This is a genomic window from Ruegeria sp. AN11, assembly GCF_056536005.1.
The window spans coordinates 1537477-1551238 of sequence record NZ_JBQFJD010000001.1; the positions used below are offsets into that span (position 1 = coordinate 1537477).

17 protein-coding genes are annotated in these 13762 nt (G+C 59.2%); 14 read left to right on the top strand and 3 right to left on the bottom strand.

The window, feature by feature from the left end; translation table 11 throughout:
• Positions 1-3: 3 nt before the first annotated feature.
• Complete coding sequence (gene gatC / locus ACR3EQ_RS07600) at positions 4-291, bottom strand: Asp-tRNA(Asn)/Glu-tRNA(Gln) amidotransferase subunit GatC (protein ID WP_170325838.1); 288 nt, start codon at positions 289-291, stop codon at positions 4-6.
• 233 nt (positions 292-524) lie between these two features.
• Between gatC and ACR3EQ_RS07605 the strand changes: the two genes are divergently transcribed.
• Positions 525-683 carry a hypothetical protein gene (locus tag ACR3EQ_RS07605; protein WP_170609858.1) on the top strand — a complete coding sequence of 53 codons (159 nt, stop codon included), beginning with the start codon at positions 525-527 and terminating at the stop codon, positions 681-683.
• A 151-nt stretch (positions 684-834) separates the two neighbouring features.
• The gene (locus tag ACR3EQ_RS07610) at positions 835-1407 is read left to right on the top strand and encodes a DUF4202 domain-containing protein (RefSeq protein ID WP_170609856.1); all 573 of its coding nucleotides are present in this window, start codon (positions 835-837) and stop codon (positions 1405-1407) included.
• Here ACR3EQ_RS07610 and ACR3EQ_RS07615 read toward each other — a convergent pair.
• Positions 1398-2051, bottom strand: a complete 654-nt coding sequence (locus tag ACR3EQ_RS07615) for a ceramidase domain-containing protein (RefSeq protein WP_170609854.1) — start codon at positions 2049-2051, stop codon at positions 1398-1400. The genes ACR3EQ_RS07610 and ACR3EQ_RS07615 overlap by 10 nt on opposite strands.
• 57 nt (positions 2052-2108) lie before the next feature.
• Between ACR3EQ_RS07615 and ACR3EQ_RS07620 the strand changes: the two genes are divergently transcribed.
• Positions 2109-2801, top strand: coding sequence for a metal-dependent hydrolase (locus tag ACR3EQ_RS07620; RefSeq protein ID WP_170609852.1), 693 nt, complete (start codon positions 2109-2111; stop codon positions 2799-2801).
• A gap of 49 nt (positions 2802-2850) precedes the next feature.
• Positions 2851-3780, top strand: coding sequence for an adenylate/guanylate cyclase domain-containing protein (locus ACR3EQ_RS07625; protein ID WP_480491746.1), 930 nt, complete (start codon positions 2851-2853; stop codon positions 3778-3780).
• A 27-nt stretch (positions 3781-3807) separates the two neighbouring features.
• Here the strand turns inward: ACR3EQ_RS07625 and ACR3EQ_RS07630 are convergent, their stop codons facing one another.
• The gene (locus tag ACR3EQ_RS07630) at positions 3808-4266 is read right to left on the bottom strand and encodes a nucleoside deaminase (protein WP_170609848.1); all 459 of its coding nucleotides are present in this window, start codon (positions 4264-4266) and stop codon (positions 3808-3810) included.
• A 62-nt stretch (positions 4267-4328) separates the two neighbouring features.
• Here ACR3EQ_RS07630 and ACR3EQ_RS07635 point away from each other — a divergent pair, with 62 nt between their 5' ends.
• The 10 genes from ACR3EQ_RS07635 (at position 4329) to ACR3EQ_RS07680 (ending at position 13540) form a co-directional block, all read left to right on the top strand.
• Positions 4329-5144, top strand: a complete 816-nt coding sequence (locus tag ACR3EQ_RS07635; protein WP_170609846.1) for a pseudouridine synthase — start codon at positions 4329-4331, stop codon at positions 5142-5144.
• 177 nt (positions 5145-5321) lie between these two features.
• Positions 5322-6236 carry a 5-bromo-4-chloroindolyl phosphate hydrolysis family protein gene (locus ACR3EQ_RS07640; protein ID WP_480490254.1) on the top strand — a complete coding sequence of 305 codons (915 nt, stop codon included), beginning with the start codon at positions 5322-5324 and terminating at the stop codon, positions 6234-6236.
• A gap of 30 nt (positions 6237-6266) precedes the next feature.
• A complete protein-coding gene (locus ACR3EQ_RS07645) occupies positions 6267-7457 on the top strand; it encodes a toxic anion resistance protein (protein ID WP_170609842.1) in 1191 nt (396 codons plus the stop codon).
• Entirely contained in the window at positions 7432-8421 is a 990-nt protein-coding gene (locus ACR3EQ_RS07650; RefSeq protein ID WP_170609840.1) for a DUF2927 domain-containing protein, read from the top strand. Before ACR3EQ_RS07645 ends, ACR3EQ_RS07650 begins: the two co-directional genes overlap by 26 nt.
• Before the next feature lie 28 nt (positions 8422-8449).
• Positions 8450-9598: an SPFH domain-containing protein gene (locus ACR3EQ_RS07655; RefSeq protein ID WP_170609838.1), complete on the top strand. Its 1149-nt coding sequence runs from the start codon at positions 8450-8452 to the stop codon at positions 9596-9598.
• Positions 9599-9602: 4 nt separating this feature from the next.
• Complete coding sequence (locus ACR3EQ_RS07660) at positions 9603-10049, top strand: hypothetical protein (RefSeq protein ID WP_170609836.1); 447 nt, start codon at positions 9603-9605, stop codon at positions 10047-10049.
• 35 nt (positions 10050-10084) lie between these two features.
• Positions 10085-11209 (top strand): TFIIB-type zinc finger domain-containing protein, encoded by a 1125-nt coding sequence (locus tag ACR3EQ_RS07665; protein WP_480490256.1) that lies wholly within the window; start codon positions 10085-10087, stop codon positions 11207-11209.
• Between the two features lie 82 nt (positions 11210-11291).
• Positions 11292-11960, top strand: a complete 669-nt coding sequence (locus ACR3EQ_RS07670; RefSeq protein ID WP_170609832.1) for a nitroreductase — start codon at positions 11292-11294, stop codon at positions 11958-11960.
• Between the two features lie 39 nt (positions 11961-11999).
• Positions 12000-12437, top strand: a complete 438-nt coding sequence (dtd, locus tag ACR3EQ_RS07675) for a D-aminoacyl-tRNA deacylase (RefSeq protein WP_170609830.1) — start codon at positions 12000-12002, stop codon at positions 12435-12437.
• Positions 12437-13540: a glycerate kinase type-2 family protein gene (locus ACR3EQ_RS07680; RefSeq protein ID WP_480490258.1), complete on the top strand. Its 1104-nt coding sequence runs from the start codon at positions 12437-12439 to the stop codon at positions 13538-13540. Before dtd ends, ACR3EQ_RS07680 begins: the two co-directional genes overlap by 1 nt.
• Positions 13541-13762: the final 222 nt, after the last annotated feature.

The window sequence follows — 13762 nt, forward strand, 5'->3', positions numbered from 1 at the left end:
GTCTTACTCCACCACTTTGGGGACTGCGAAAAAGCCTTCGCGGGCGTCGGGGGCATTGGCTAGAACCTTGTCCTGCTGGTTTCCGTCAGTGACCACATCCTCGCGACGTTTCAGGCGCATCGGCTCGACCGAGACCATCGGCTCGACGCCTTCGACATCCACTTCGTTGAGTTGCTCGATGAACCCAAGAATGGTGTTGAACTCGGACGCCAGCGCCGGCAGCGCGTCGTCCTCGACCTTGATCCGGGCCAGTTTGGCCACCTTGGCGGCGGTGCTTTGGTCAATCGACATCGGAAAACCTCATATGCGTTAGGGGGCATTTACCCGTCTGCCGCACCGGTCGCAAGACCAACAGACTCGGCGGATGATCGAAGGTGATCATGGCAGGTCCGCAGCACCCCATTCAATTTTGAATATCTCATATGCAAAAAAGTGAACTATACGGTTCACTTTGCGCCTTGAAAAACTGAACTGCGCTGTTCACTTTCTAACATGTGCAACAGCACAAAACCCGGAGAAAGATCATGAAAACCTTCATCACCGCCTTCGTTTTGTCCGCAACTGCCGCCATTGCGCCAGCAATGGCTTCGGGCTTTGATTTCACCCCGTTGACCCGCACCTTGACCTTCCCCGAACCGGTTACCCAGCCGGTCACCAAGGACACCACAATTCGCGGAAACTAAATAGAAGAAAACGCCGGATCAGATATGGCGCGACTGATCCGGCGTTGCTGCAATTGCATGCTGCGGACCCTGCGACAAGCCGCTACCATAGGGCGAAATGACTCGCCGGGAGATCCGGCAGGCGCAGACTTGCCAGACTATGGAGCCATACATGAGCGCACAAAAACAAGCCGTCCTGGACGCAATCGACGCAGTCAACATACAAGATCCCAACCAGGATGGCGGAGAGCCGGAGGCCCTGCTCTATGGCAAGCGGATGAGCGAGGAGCTTGCGCGGCTGTTCCCCGACGCCTCTGACGCGCTGCAGATTGCGGCACGCGGTCAGCACGTGGAACGCTGGAAACTGGCGCGCAGCGAATACCCCGAAGGGCGGACCGGTTATCTGGCTTGGCGCAAGGCGCAGGGCGTTCACCATGCCGAAGTCGTCATGGGCCTGATGAAAAAGGAAGGCTACGGCACCGATCAGATCGATGCCGCGGGCCGGATGCTGCGCAAGCAAGGCATCAAACGCGATGCCGAAGTTCAGGCCCTGGAAGACGTGATCTGTTTCGTCTTTCTCAAATGGTACTTCCAGCCCTTTGCTGCAAAACATTCGGCCGAGAAGATTCAAAGTATCGTCGAGAAAACGGCCCGAAAGATGTCTGGCGAAGGGCGCGCGCGGGTGTTGCGGGAATTCGACCTGCCCGATCATCTGGCCGATGCTTTTCGCGCCGATCAGACCTGATTTTCGGCCAGGTCCTTTCTGTAGACTTCGATCATCCAACCCAGCATCGTTGCGTTCAACAGATGCCACATAAAGTGTGTGCCCATCGGGAATTGGGCACACAGGGCCGGATCAAGCGCGCGGAACGTGATGGACAGGATCAGCAGTACTGCCCCGGCGGCCATGCCGCGCGCCAGAACAGGTTTTTTTGACCGCAACAATGCAGCATAGATCAGGATCAGCAACGGGACCGGCGCGTAGGCAGCGGACCCGCCAAGACCCGGCACAAACCGAAACAGCGGGATTGTCGCAGCCGCATAAGGGATGAACAGCGCGGTGCCGGCCAGCGCCCATCCCGGAGACATCCGCCAGATGTCGCGGTTTACCGCATAGATGTAGATCAGAATGAACAGAAGGATGGGCGTTGTGTCGGCAATAGCCGCCCAAACCTGTGCATGAGTGTGAAACAGAAAACTGCCCAATCCGATCAGGGCGAGCACTGCGACCAGCACCATCGCCAAGGGCAAACCCTGCCCTCGCACCCGGCGCCACATTACCCATGCTGCAACCAGGAAGGCGGCATTGGTCAGCGCATTGACCGGTTCAGCCCAATAGGCGGGCGACAGTCGTTCGCAATAGCCATCGATTTCCTGCATCCAGTCCATGGATTTTTACATAGCCGATGCTAGGCTGAGGCCAACAGTCTGAATGGGAGGATTTTCATGAATATCATCTGGTTGGGTCACGGCAGTTTCCGCATCGAAACCAGCGGTCAGGTCTTGCTGATCGATCCCTGGCTGAGCGGTAACCCCGTCCTGCCCGAAACTCAGCATGACGCGGCGGTCGAAGGGGCCACGCATATTCTGCTGACTCATACCCATTTCGACCATGTGGTCGATATCCTTCCCTTGGCGAAGCGCCTGGGCGTGCCGGTTGTCGGCCAATACGACCTGATGGGTTTTTGGGGCGAAACTGAAGGCATTGAAACGGTCGGGTTCAACAAAGGCGGCACGGTCGACCTGAACGGCATCAAGGTTTCGATGGTACCTGCGTCGCACAGTTCAACCTTTTCGACGCCGGAGGGGCTGCGCACCGGCGGCACCGAGGTCGGGTTCATGATCGTCACCGAGGGCAAAACGCTGTATATCTCTGGTGACACCGATATCATGGCCGACATGAACTGGATGGGCGACTATTACAAACCGGATATCGGCATTCTGTCCGCGGGCGGCCATTTCACCATGGACATGAAAGGCGCGGCTTATGCGTCCAAGCGCTATTTCAATTTTCGGACCGTGATACCCTGCCACTACAAAACCTTCCCGATCCTTGAGCAATCTGCGCAGGATCTGAAAGACGGCCTGCCCGGCGTCGATGTGATCGAGCCTGAAGTGATGCAGGCGATTAAACTATAGGTCCGATGTGAGCGGCGAGGTTTCTCCTTCACCGGAATTGATCGCGGTTGTGCGGCGATGGAACAAGGCCGTGCAAGACAGGGACCGCGCGGTTTTGGAGAACATGCTCTCAACTTCGGAACACCTGCGTTATCAGGGATCGGCGGATGAAGAATCCTGGTCCGGGCAGGTGTTCCGACAGGGTTTCGTCGATCATACGAAAGAAATTCCCGACTATGCCTGGCAGGAACATTCGCTGGAAGCCTTCGAGTGCGGAAACGCCGGTTGGGCACATTGTGAAGCGACGATGACCTTTGCCACGAACGGCAAAGCCGCGTTGCACCGATTTACCTTTGTTCTCCATCTGGAAAACGGCGTCTGGAAAATAATGCAGATGCATGTCTCCAATCCGACCTCTAACATGGAAAAGATCGGGATCGAACATGAGGCCCTGAATGCGCTGATCGAAGCGGCACGGCGCGAGTTCACGCAGGAGCAGAGCGAGGGCACCGCCTCGGTCATGTTCACAGACATTGCCGGATCATCCGAAATCACACGGCGACTGGGCGATCAGGAGTGGATCAAAATCATATCGGATCACTTTGATCTGGCAGAGAAAGTGATCCATGCGCATCAGGGGCGTCTGGTCAAATCGCTCGGCGACGGCACCATGTCGATTTTTCCGTCCGTCCATGACGCAGTTCAGGCGGCCGTCAATTTCCAACGGGAAAACAGGTCGGCCACAGTCGACACGGCGCTTGGCCTTCGGATTGGGATTCATACCGGCGACGTCATCCACAAAGACGAAGATTTCTTTGGGTCCGTCGTCAACAAGGCGGCGCGGGTTACGAATGTCAGCGGGCCATACGAAATCCACGTGACTGAAGTGACAAGGCTGCTGGTGGGCAACACCGCCGGATTGAAGTTCAGTGCCCCAAAACCAGTTCAGCTGAAAGGGTTCGGCGGGCACCAGACAGTTTACCTTTTGGACTGGACCTAGACCCTTTCAAACCACGTCAGGGTAAGATCACTTGCCGGCCCGCTTATCGGCAAAGAACTCAAGCAGCAGGGTTTCGCATTCTTTGGCTGCGATACCATCATAAACATCCGGCTTGTGATGCGTCTGCGGGTGGGTAAAGACCCGTGCGCCATGTGCCACACCGCCCGATTTCGGATCGGCAGCCCCGAAATAAACACGCCGGATGCGCGCGGCGGCCAAAGCGGCAGCGCACATCGCGCACGGCTCCAGCGTGACATAAAGGTCATGATCCGGAAGTCGCTCGGACGCGGCATCGGCGCAGGCAGCGCGTAGGGCCAGAATCTCGGCATGGGCGGTCGGATCATTCAACTCGCGCGTCCGGTTGCCTGCGGTCGCAACAATCCGACCGTCGGGCGCGATGATAACCGCACCGACCGGAACCTCTCCGCGTTCGCCTGCCAATCTGGCCTGTTCCAGCGCCGCGCTCATATGCGATCTGAATTCCATATCTCTGACTGCATCAGAAACCTGCCTTTCGCAAGCGGGCAGGATAGGTTATGGCCGGGTCCATGAGCAACACCCCTCCTCCCGGCGACCGGATCGCCAAGGTCCTTGCCCGCGCGGGCGTCGCCTCGCGCCGCGAGGCTGAACGCATGATCGAAGCAGGTCGCGTGGCCGTGAATGGCAAGGTGATCGACAGCCCGGCGCTGAATGTCACCTCGAAAGACAGAATTGTGGTCGATGGCAAACCGGTATCCGAACCCGAGCCCTCGCGCCTTTGGCTGTATCACAAACCTTCTGGGCTGGTGACAACCACACGCGACGAAAAGGGCCGCGCGACGATTTTTGACAAACTGCCCGAGGACATGCCCCGGGTCATGAGCGTCGGGCGGCTTGACCTCAATTCCGAGGGGTTGCTGCTGCTGACGAATGACGGTGGCATCAAGCGCAAGCTGGAACTACCTTCGACCGGTTGGCTGCGCAAATACCGCGTCCGGGTGAACGGCCGGCCGAAGGATGAAGATTTCGAACCGCTGCGCAAGGGTTTGGTGATCGACGGGGAACGGTTTCAGCCGATGACCGTTTCCCTGGACCGCCAACAAGGGGCGAACGCCTGGCTGACGATCGGCCTGCGCGAAGGCAAGAACCGCGAGATTCGCCGCGCAATCGAGGATATCGGGTATGCGGTGAACCGCCTGCTCCGGGTCTCGTATGGACCATTCCAGTTGGGCGACCTGAAGCCCGGCGAGGTCGAGGAAGTGCGCCGCCGCGTGATGCGGGATCAGCTGGGGCTGGAAGGCGGCGAAAAATCCGATGGCACCGCTAAACGGACCACGCGCCCACAACGAAAACGTCCCCCGGTCGGCAAGAAACCTCGCAAGTGACGCCTGTCGGACAACCTTCCCCCTAGCGCCAAGCCCGCGCATACACTAAATTTTCTGTGAACGCGGAAGTCCTTGGGGGTGCCATGTCCGGAAGCGGAGTGCAAAAACTGGCCTACGCGGCACTGCTGGTGCTGTTGTTTGGAGTATGCACCGGCCTGCTGGGAGGGCTATAGGCGCATGGCCAAAAAGTACGGCGGAAAATACAGCCCCCAGGGTGATACGACACCTTCGGATCAGCCCAAGCGCGGACAATTTGACAGTGCGCGGGTCGAACCTGCGGGCGCACGGGCGAATGTTCTTTTCGTTCCGGCAATCCCCCTGGTGTTCCTGTCTCTGAACGACGGTGCCATCGGCATGACCATGGGTCTTGTGGCTGCCGGTTTGCTGACGGCTGCTGCGTTTCTGCTGCGCGAAGGCCTGCGCGCCGAAGGGGCCTATAACGCCCGTCGCACAGCCCGCCGCCCCGCCTTTCCACGCAAGATTTTCGCCAGCATTCTGACCGGGTTGGGTGTGGCGCTTGCTTCGTTCCGGACCGAGTATCTGGATGCCGAGGCGGTATCGCAGGTCAGCCTGCTGGCGCCTGTTCTGTTTGGCGCAGCGGCGGCGGTTCTGCACTCGGTCTCGTTTGGCCTTGATCCGATGAAAGACAAGGGCATGGAAGGTATAGACACCTTTCAACAGGATCGCGTCGCACGTGTAGTGGAAGACGCCGAAGCCCATCTTTCCGAAATGACCGAAGCGATCAAACGTGCGGGGGACCGTACTGTCGAAGCCCGGGTTGAACGGTTTCAGGACACCGCCCGCGATCTTTTCCGCACAGTCGAGGAAGACCCGCGAGATCTGGCCGGTGCCCGCAAATACCTGACGGTTTATCTGCAGGGTGCCCGCGATGCGACGATCAAGTTTGCAGATGTCTACGCGCGCACCCGCGATGCGCAAGCCTTGTCAGATTATTCATCTTTGCTGGATGATCTGGAACAGAATTTCGCCGCGCGCACCCGCAAGATGCTATTGGATGACCGAAGTGATCTGACGGTTGAAATTGAAGTGCTGCGCGAAAGGCTGCAGCGCGAAGGCGTCCGGTTGGACTGACCGGCCATTATTTGAGCGAGGAATATCCCCATGTCCGATGAGATCAAGAAAAAGGCCGTTGAAGCTGAAACGATTGTGCAGGAAGTGACTGCCGTGGCCCTGCCCGAGCCCAAGGCCGATATTGTTCCGCTGGAAGAGGCCGATGAACCTGTCGGCGCCGAAATTCGCAAGCGGATGGAAGAGATCGACATGGGCAATACCAATTCGATCGTGTCCTTTGGTTCGTCGGCACAGGCCGAGTTGCAAGAGATCAGCCAGGCCATGCTTGCGGACGTACGCAACAAGGATGTTGGCCCCGCTGGCGACAGCCTGCGCGATATCGTGACCACGATCCGCGGGTTCTCGGTCAGTGAGCTGGACGTACGCCGCGAACGTAGCTGGTGGGAGAAATTGCTGGGTAAGGCCGCGCCCTTTGCCAAATTCACAGCGCAGTTCGAAGATGTGCAAGGCCAGATCGACAAGATTACCGACGATCTTCTGGGGCATGAACACACCCTGCTCAAGGACATCAAGTCGCTGGATTTGCTATACGAAAAGACGCTGGGCTTTTATGACGAACTGGCGCTTTACATCGCGGCGGGCGAGGAAAAGCTGACCGAGCTGGACAGCCACGACATCCCGGAAAAAGAGGCCGAGGTTCAGGCCGCCGCTGAGGGCGAACAGGTAATGGAAGCGCAGGAGCTGCGCGATCTGCGCGCCGCGCGCGATGATCTGGAGCGCCGCGTTCACGACCTGAAGCTGACCCGACAGGTGACAATGCAGTCGCTGCCATCGATCCGTCTGGTTCAGGAAAATGACAAGTCGCTGGTGACCAAGATCAACTCGACCTTGGTCAACACAGTCCCTCTGTGGGAGACGCAGCTTGCGCAGGCCGTCACAATCCAGCGCAGCGCCGAGGCTGCCTCGGCCGTGCGCGAAGCCAACGACCTGACCAACGAATTGCTGACCTCGAACGCGGCCAATCTGCGCCAGTCCAACAAGATGATCCGCGAGGAAATGGAACGCGGTGTCTTTGACATTGAGGCCGTCAAAAAGGCCAATGCAGACCTGATCGGCACGATCAACGAAAGCCTTGCCATCGCCGATGAGGGCAAAGCCAAACGCGCCGCCGCCGAAGAAGAGCTGAAAAAGATGGAGGCTGAACTGCGTGACACTCTGGCGGCGGCCAAAGCCCGAAAGGATGGCATTGGCGACAATGCCGGAACCGCTGTATCGGGCTGAGGCGGGCCGGGGCGTGCGTCCGTTGAAATGTCTCAAGGTCCTGCTGGGACTTGTTTCGCTGTTGGCTCTGGCCAATTGCGACGAAGCGCTGACGACGTCAATTGTTCCCGAGGCTCGCCCGGCCGAACCGGCGCCGCAGCCCAATGCCTATGTTCCCCCGTCTGCGGCAAGTCAGGATCTGGCGCGTTTCTATCAGCGGGTCGAGCGCGATCTGCTGACACGCGGATTGCTTCGTGTGGACGGTGGCGGCCCGGATACGCCCTATGATGCCGACGATCTGGCTCGCAATTTCGAAGCCATCGCGTTTTACAGTGAATACCCTGATCACGCCGTGGCGATTGGTTCAGGACAGACCGATGGGCAGCTCAGTCGCTGGTCGGGGCCGGTGCGCATCCAGACCGAGTTTGGGCCGTCAGTTCTGCCCGAAACACGCAAGCGGGATTCGGAACTTGTCCAAGGCTACACCGAACGTCTGGCGAAACTGACGGGGCACCCTGTGTCGGTCGTCAGTCGCAAGGCCAATTTTCACGTCTTCTTTGCCGGCAAGGACGACAGCGCCTACGTCGTCGCCCGCGTGAAACAGCTGATACCGAATATCAGTCAGGCCTCGCTGGATCTGATCGCCAATCCCCGCGCCAGCTTCGACTGTTTCGTGCTGGCCTCGGCCACAAGAACGTCACCGTATAAATACGTACGTGCTGTCACGCTGATCCGTTCCGAATTGCCTGATCTGGTGCGGCGCAGCTGCATTCACGAGGAAATCGCCCAAGGCCTGGGTCTGTCCAACGACAGCCCCACAGCGCGACCGTCGATTTTCAACGACGATGACGAGTTTGCGCTTCTGACCAGCCATGACGAGAAATTGCTGACTATTCTTTACGATCCGCGTCTGCAGCCTGGCGTCTCTGTTGAAGATGCCCGGCCCGTGGTGCGTATCATTTCACGCGAGTTGATGGGTCAGTAGCTCTGACCTCAAGGACGGGAGAACCCAGATGGGAATTTTCGATTTTCTGACCGGCGAATTCATTGACGTCATTCATTGGGTGGATGACACCCGGGATACGATGGTCTGGCGGTTCGAACGCGAAGGACACGAGATCAAGTATGGCGCCAAGCTGACGGTGCGCGAAGGTCAGGCGGCGGTGTTTGTGCACGAGGGTCAACTGGCGGATGTGTTTACGCCGGGCCTTTACATGCTTGAGACCAACAACATGCCGATCCTGACGACGCTACAGCATTGGGACCACGGCTTTCAGTCTCCGTTCAAATCCGAGATCTATTTCGTCAACACGACCCGGTTCAATGACCTGAAATGGGGCACCAAGAACCCGATCATGTTGCGCGATCCCGAATTTGGCCCGACCCGGATCAGGGCCTATGGCACCTACACGATCCGCGTGAAGGACCCCGCGAAGTTCCTGGTCGAAATCGTCGGAACCGATGGCGAATTCACCATGGACGAGATCAGTTTTCAGATCCGCAACATCATCGTGCAGGAGTTCAGCCGGGTGATCGCCGGGTCGGGCATTCCGGTTCTGGACATGGCGGCCAATACCGCCGATCTGGGCAAGCTGATCGCGGCAGAGGTGTCGCCGGTGCTGGATGGCTACGGGCTGGAAATGCCCGAGTTCTATATCGAAAACATCTCGCTGCCTCCGGCGGTCGAGGCTGCGCTGGACAAACGCACCTCTATGGGACTGGCGGGTGATCTTGGCAAGTTCACCCAGTATTCTGCGGCAGAGGCAATGACCGCCGCCGCCAACAACCCCGGTCAGGGTGGCGGTATGGGCGCAGGTCTTGGTATGGGAATGGGCATGGCGATGGCGCAGCAGATGTCGAACATGGCAGCAGGTCAGCCGAGCGGCCCCTGGGGCGCGTCCGCCCCCGCTGCTCCGCAAACGACGGCGCGTGTGGCTCCACCGCCCCCGCCGCCCGTGGAACATGTCTGGCACATCGCGGTGGACGGACAGGTTAGTGGGCCGTTTTCTAAAGCCAAAATGGGCCGTATGGCCGCGGATGGCGAAATCACCCGCGACACGCATGTCTGGACGGCCGGACAGGACGGCTGGAAAAAGGCTGGTGATGTGCAGGAACTGGCGCAACTTTTCACCATTCTCCCGCCGCCGCCGCCGGGTGCGTGACCCGATGGGAAGGTCTGTTGCGCCAGTCTTCATCGCCGTCGCTTTGCTGAGCGGATGTGCGGGACCGGGCCGCGAACCGGCCACGCCCTCTCTTCCTCCGCTCGTGGTGGACGCCGCGCGGCAGAGTTTTTTCAAGGCTCATCCGGGGGCTGCCGCCGATTTGTTCGATACCAAAGGCGACGGTTTCCGGATATTCCAGAATGGCCGGGCTGAATACCGGTCATTTGGGGCGCTATCCGATCTTCGCACGTCCACCTATGTGTCGGAGATGTCAGGCAACCGGATATGTCTGGCTGCGGCTGATCAGTGGTCAGGCGCGTGCCTTGACCTATTCGGCAATCCCGAAGGCACAATTCTGATTCAAGTCGAGTTCGGCAATGGCGCCAGACGCAGCTACCAATCGCAGGTCGTTCCGGCATCTGATTTCTATGACCATTTGGAAAGCAACTGAACACGCGCCTGTAAGAGGCAGTAAACCCTGGTGAAATGGCAATGACCGATCCTGAGCAACTCACTGTTACACGAACAGACGAACACCGCTTTCCATGCAACCAGTGTGGCGCTGATTACCGGTTCAATCCCGGCGACGGCACGTTGACCTGCGATCACTGTGGGCACTCGGTGTCGATTGGTGCGGGTCCGTGGGGTGGTGCAAGCCTGCGTGAGCTGGATTTTGACGCGGCAGTTGCAGATCGACTGCCAGACAGCGAGATTGAGGAAACCCGAGTTCTGTCCTGCCCGAACTGTGCCGCACAGGTCGAATTCGACCCCGCCACGCACGCGGCGGAATGCCCGTTCTGCGCCACGCCAGTAGTCACGGATTCGGGCGTGAACCGTCACATCAAACCCAAAGGGGTATTGCCGTTTGCGCTGGATGAACGTTCGGCCCACAAGGCCATGGGTGATTGGCTCGGCCGGCTGTGGTTCGCCCCGAATGGCCTGAAAGAATACGCCCGCAAGGGGCGGAAGATGCAGGGTATCTACGTGCCCTACTGGACGTTCGATGCCGATACCAAATCCCGATATCGCGGTGAGCGGGGTGTGATCTACTATGAAACCATAACGGTCATGCGCGATGGGAAGCGGGTTCAGCAACAGGTCGCAAAGGTGCGATGGTCTCCCAAATCGGGCCGCGTGGCGCGGTTTTTTGATGATGTTCTTGTGCTCGCGTCTCGCTCATTGCCGAAACGTTACACCGATGCACTGGAACCCTGGGACCTGCCCGCGCTGGAGCCTTATCAGCCCGAGTACCTGGCAGGCTTTCGGGCCGAAGCCTATACGGTCGAGTTGAAGGACGGGTATGCCGAGGCACGGGCGCATATGGCGCGCGTCATAGAACGGGATGTACGCTTTGACATCGGGGGCGACCGTCAGCGCGTGCATGCGGTCGAAACCGATGTGCGGGATGTTACCTTCAAACATATCCTGCTGCCGGTCTGGATGGCGGCCTACAAATATCGCGGTCAGACCTATCGATTCGTAGTGAATGGGCGAACCGGCCGGGTTCAGGGGGAACGGCCCTGGTCGGCCATCAAGATCACGATCGCTGTGGTGCTTGGACTTCTGGTCGCGGCCGGGGTTGGCTACCTGGCGGCGACGGGCCAGCAATAGACTTACAATCCGTCGTCCGGACCCTTGATCTTCGCCCAACCCGCAGCCATCCTGCGCGGCGTTGGGGCGAAGGAGATATCGGGTGACGCTATCGGCATTGAACGGCTTGCTGGAGGATCGACACTCCTGCCGCGCCTTTTTGTCAGATCCGGTACCGCGGGGTGATATCCGGAAAATCCTGACCAGCGCGTCCCGTGTGCCAAGTTGGTGTAATGCACAGCCCTGGCAGGTCGTTATCACCAGCGGCGCGGAAACCGAGCGCTTCCGGCAGGCCATGATGCATGAAGCCGCGACCGGCACCCCTGCCCCGGACCTGCCCTTTCCCAGCTCATATTCAGGTACCTATCAGGAACGCCGCCGTGCCTGTGGATGGGCATTGTACGAATCGGTCGGTATCGAGCGCGGCGACCGCGCGGCGTCGGCGCGGCAAATGAGCGAGAATTTTGCCCTTTTCGGTGCGCCCCATTGCGCCATTATTTCCAGCCCGGCCGAGCTAGGCCCTTACGGTGCGATGGATTGCGGTGGTTTTGTCACGGCGTTTACGCTGGCGGCGCAGGCTCTGGGCGTGGCCACCATTCCCCAGGCGGCGCTGGCGGCTTACAGCCCATTTCTGCACCGTTTTTTTCAGATCCCGGATGATCGCCTGATCCTGTGTGCGATATCTTTCGGGTACCCGGACAGGGACCACCCTGCGAACAGTTTCCGAACAAACCGCGCAGGCGTGGATGAAATCGTGGACTGGCGGGGCTGACGCCGGTGTTCCTGAAAAGAATGGACTAGGAGAGAAGACATGCGGGCCCTTCTGCAACGCGTGACGCGCGCATCCGTATCGGTCGGCGGAACAATGATCGGTCAGTCCGGCACCGGTCTGCTGATCCTTGTCTGTGCTATGCGGGGTGACGACGAACAGCAGGCGGACAAGCTGGCGCAGAAGATTGCCAAAATGCGTATCTTTCAGGACGACGCCGGAAAGATGAATCGGTCGCTGCTAGATATCGGCGGATCGGCCCTCGTGGTCAGTCAGTTCACACTGGCCGCCGATACGTCTCGCGGCACCCGACCAGGATTTTCTGAGGCTGCGCCTCCGGAACAGGGCAAACAGCTTTATGAAACGTTTGCAGACAAACTGGCGGCTCAGGGTGTTGCCGTCGAAACAGGAGAATTCGGCGCGACAATGGCCGTCGAACTGGTCAACGATGGACCGGTCACAATCTGGGTGGAAAACTGATGTCCCAAGCGGAAAAAGCACAGCGGATCTGGCAGGCCGGCGTTTCGGCGGTGGATGGATACACGTCTGTTAGACAGGCGTTGAGCGATATCCCGACGCCCGATCGCATCCTTGCCGTGGGCAAACCGGCAGCGGCCATGGCGCGGGCGGCGCTGGAGCATTTTGGAGCATTGCCGACACTTGTCGTAACCAAGGACGATCACGGCCGCGACCTGCCTCCGCATGTTGAGGTGATCGAGGCCTCGCACCCTGTTCCAGACCACCGCAGTCTTGCGGGCGGCAAAGCCCTGCGTGAAGCCGTCGAGAACATGGCGGACGGATCACATCTTCTGTTGCTGGTATCCGGCGGCGCCTCGTCGCTGGCCGAGGATCTGGTGCCGGGCAAAACTCTGTCCGATCTGGAACAGTTGAACAAAAGACTGTTGTCCGAGGGGCTGGATATTACCGCCATGAACGCCGAACGGCGCAAGCTGTCGCGGATCAAGGGCGGCGGTCTGTTGGCTGGTTTTTCGGGCGCGCGCGTGACCGTTCTGGCCATATCCGATGTGCCCGGTGATGACCTCGACGTCATCGGTTCGGGCATCGGCGCACTGCCCGATGATCACGCCTACCAGGCTACGGCCCGGATCGTAGCGTCGAATGCACATGCACGGGGCGCAGCAGCGGAATTGGCGGCGAACACCGGATACACGGTGCTGGCCAACGAGGAGTGTCTGCACGACGATTATCTGGAAATTGCCCGGACGCTGGGGCCGCGGTTGCGGTCCATGTCGACGGGCGCCATGGTTTTTGGTGGTGAACCAACAGTTGTACTACCGCAAAACCCTGGCCGCGGGGGGCGGAATCAGGCGCTCGCGCTGGCTCTGGCACGGGAAATCGCCGGGACCGAGGGGCTGACACTGGTGGTCGGCGGGACCGATGGAACCGATGGACCCACACTGGCTGCGGGTGCAATTATCGACGGATCAACCTGGGGCGAGGGCGCAGAGCAGGCATTGCAGCGGGCCGACAGCGGGAGCTTTCTGGACAAAGCAGGCGCATTGCTGGTCACCGGCCCAACCGGAACGAACGTTATGGACCTGCTTGTCGTGGTGCGCGGGTGAACGGGAATGATCTGGTCCCGAAGTCGCACGATGTTGGTTTTTTCGAACAGAGATCGGTCCGCAAAACCAGAAAAAACTGACGTATTTTGCGCCCGCACATCGACAGTTATCAAACCTTTCGTGAAGAAAGTTTCACTGATGAGATACGCCTGGATCGCGATATAGTATTGAAGGACAAGTAATCTGGTCGCGTTCCCTCTGGATGAGCGACCTTCGAGACAC

Coding starts and splice junctions, on each gene's coding strand:
- ACR3EQ_RS07630 (WP_170609848.1), bottom strand. CDS start 4,266: ATGGAATTCAGATCGCATATGAGCGCGGCGCTGGAACAGGCCAGATTG.
- ACR3EQ_RS07610 (WP_170609856.1), top strand. CDS start 835: ATGAGCGCACAAAAACAAGCCGTCCTGGACGCAATCGACGCAGTCAAC.
- dtd (WP_170609830.1), top strand. CDS start 12,000: ATGCGGGCCCTTCTGCAACGCGTGACGCGCGCATCCGTATCGGTCGGC.
- ACR3EQ_RS07650 (WP_170609840.1), top strand. CDS start 7,432: ATGCCGGAACCGCTGTATCGGGCTGAGGCGGGCCGGGGCGTGCGTCCG.
- ACR3EQ_RS07615 (WP_170609854.1), bottom strand. CDS start 2,051: ATGGACTGGATGCAGGAAATCGATGGCTATTGCGAACGACTGTCGCCC.
- ACR3EQ_RS07655 (WP_170609838.1), top strand. CDS start 8,450: ATGGGAATTTTCGATTTTCTGACCGGCGAATTCATTGACGTCATTCAT.
- gatC (WP_170325838.1), bottom strand. CDS start 291: ATGTCGATTGACCAAAGCACCGCCGCCAAGGTGGCCAAACTGGCCCGG.
- ACR3EQ_RS07620 (WP_170609852.1), top strand. CDS start 2,109: ATGAATATCATCTGGTTGGGTCACGGCAGTTTCCGCATCGAAACCAGC.
- ACR3EQ_RS07645 (WP_170609842.1), top strand. CDS start 6,267: ATGTCCGATGAGATCAAGAAAAAGGCCGTTGAAGCTGAAACGATTGTG.
- ACR3EQ_RS07660 (WP_170609836.1), top strand. CDS start 9,603: ATGGGAAGGTCTGTTGCGCCAGTCTTCATCGCCGTCGCTTTGCTGAGC.
- ACR3EQ_RS07605 (WP_170609858.1), top strand. CDS start 525: ATGAAAACCTTCATCACCGCCTTCGTTTTGTCCGCAACTGCCGCCATT.
- ACR3EQ_RS07640 (WP_480490254.1), top strand. CDS start 5,322: ATGGCCAAAAAGTACGGCGGAAAATACAGCCCCCAGGGTGATACGACA.
- ACR3EQ_RS07680 (WP_480490258.1), top strand. CDS start 12,437: ATGTCCCAAGCGGAAAAAGCACAGCGGATCTGGCAGGCCGGCGTTTCG.
- ACR3EQ_RS07635 (WP_170609846.1), top strand. CDS start 4,329: ATGAGCAACACCCCTCCTCCCGGCGACCGGATCGCCAAGGTCCTTGCC.
- ACR3EQ_RS07665 (WP_480490256.1), top strand. CDS start 10,085: ATGGCAATGACCGATCCTGAGCAACTCACTGTTACACGAACAGACGAA.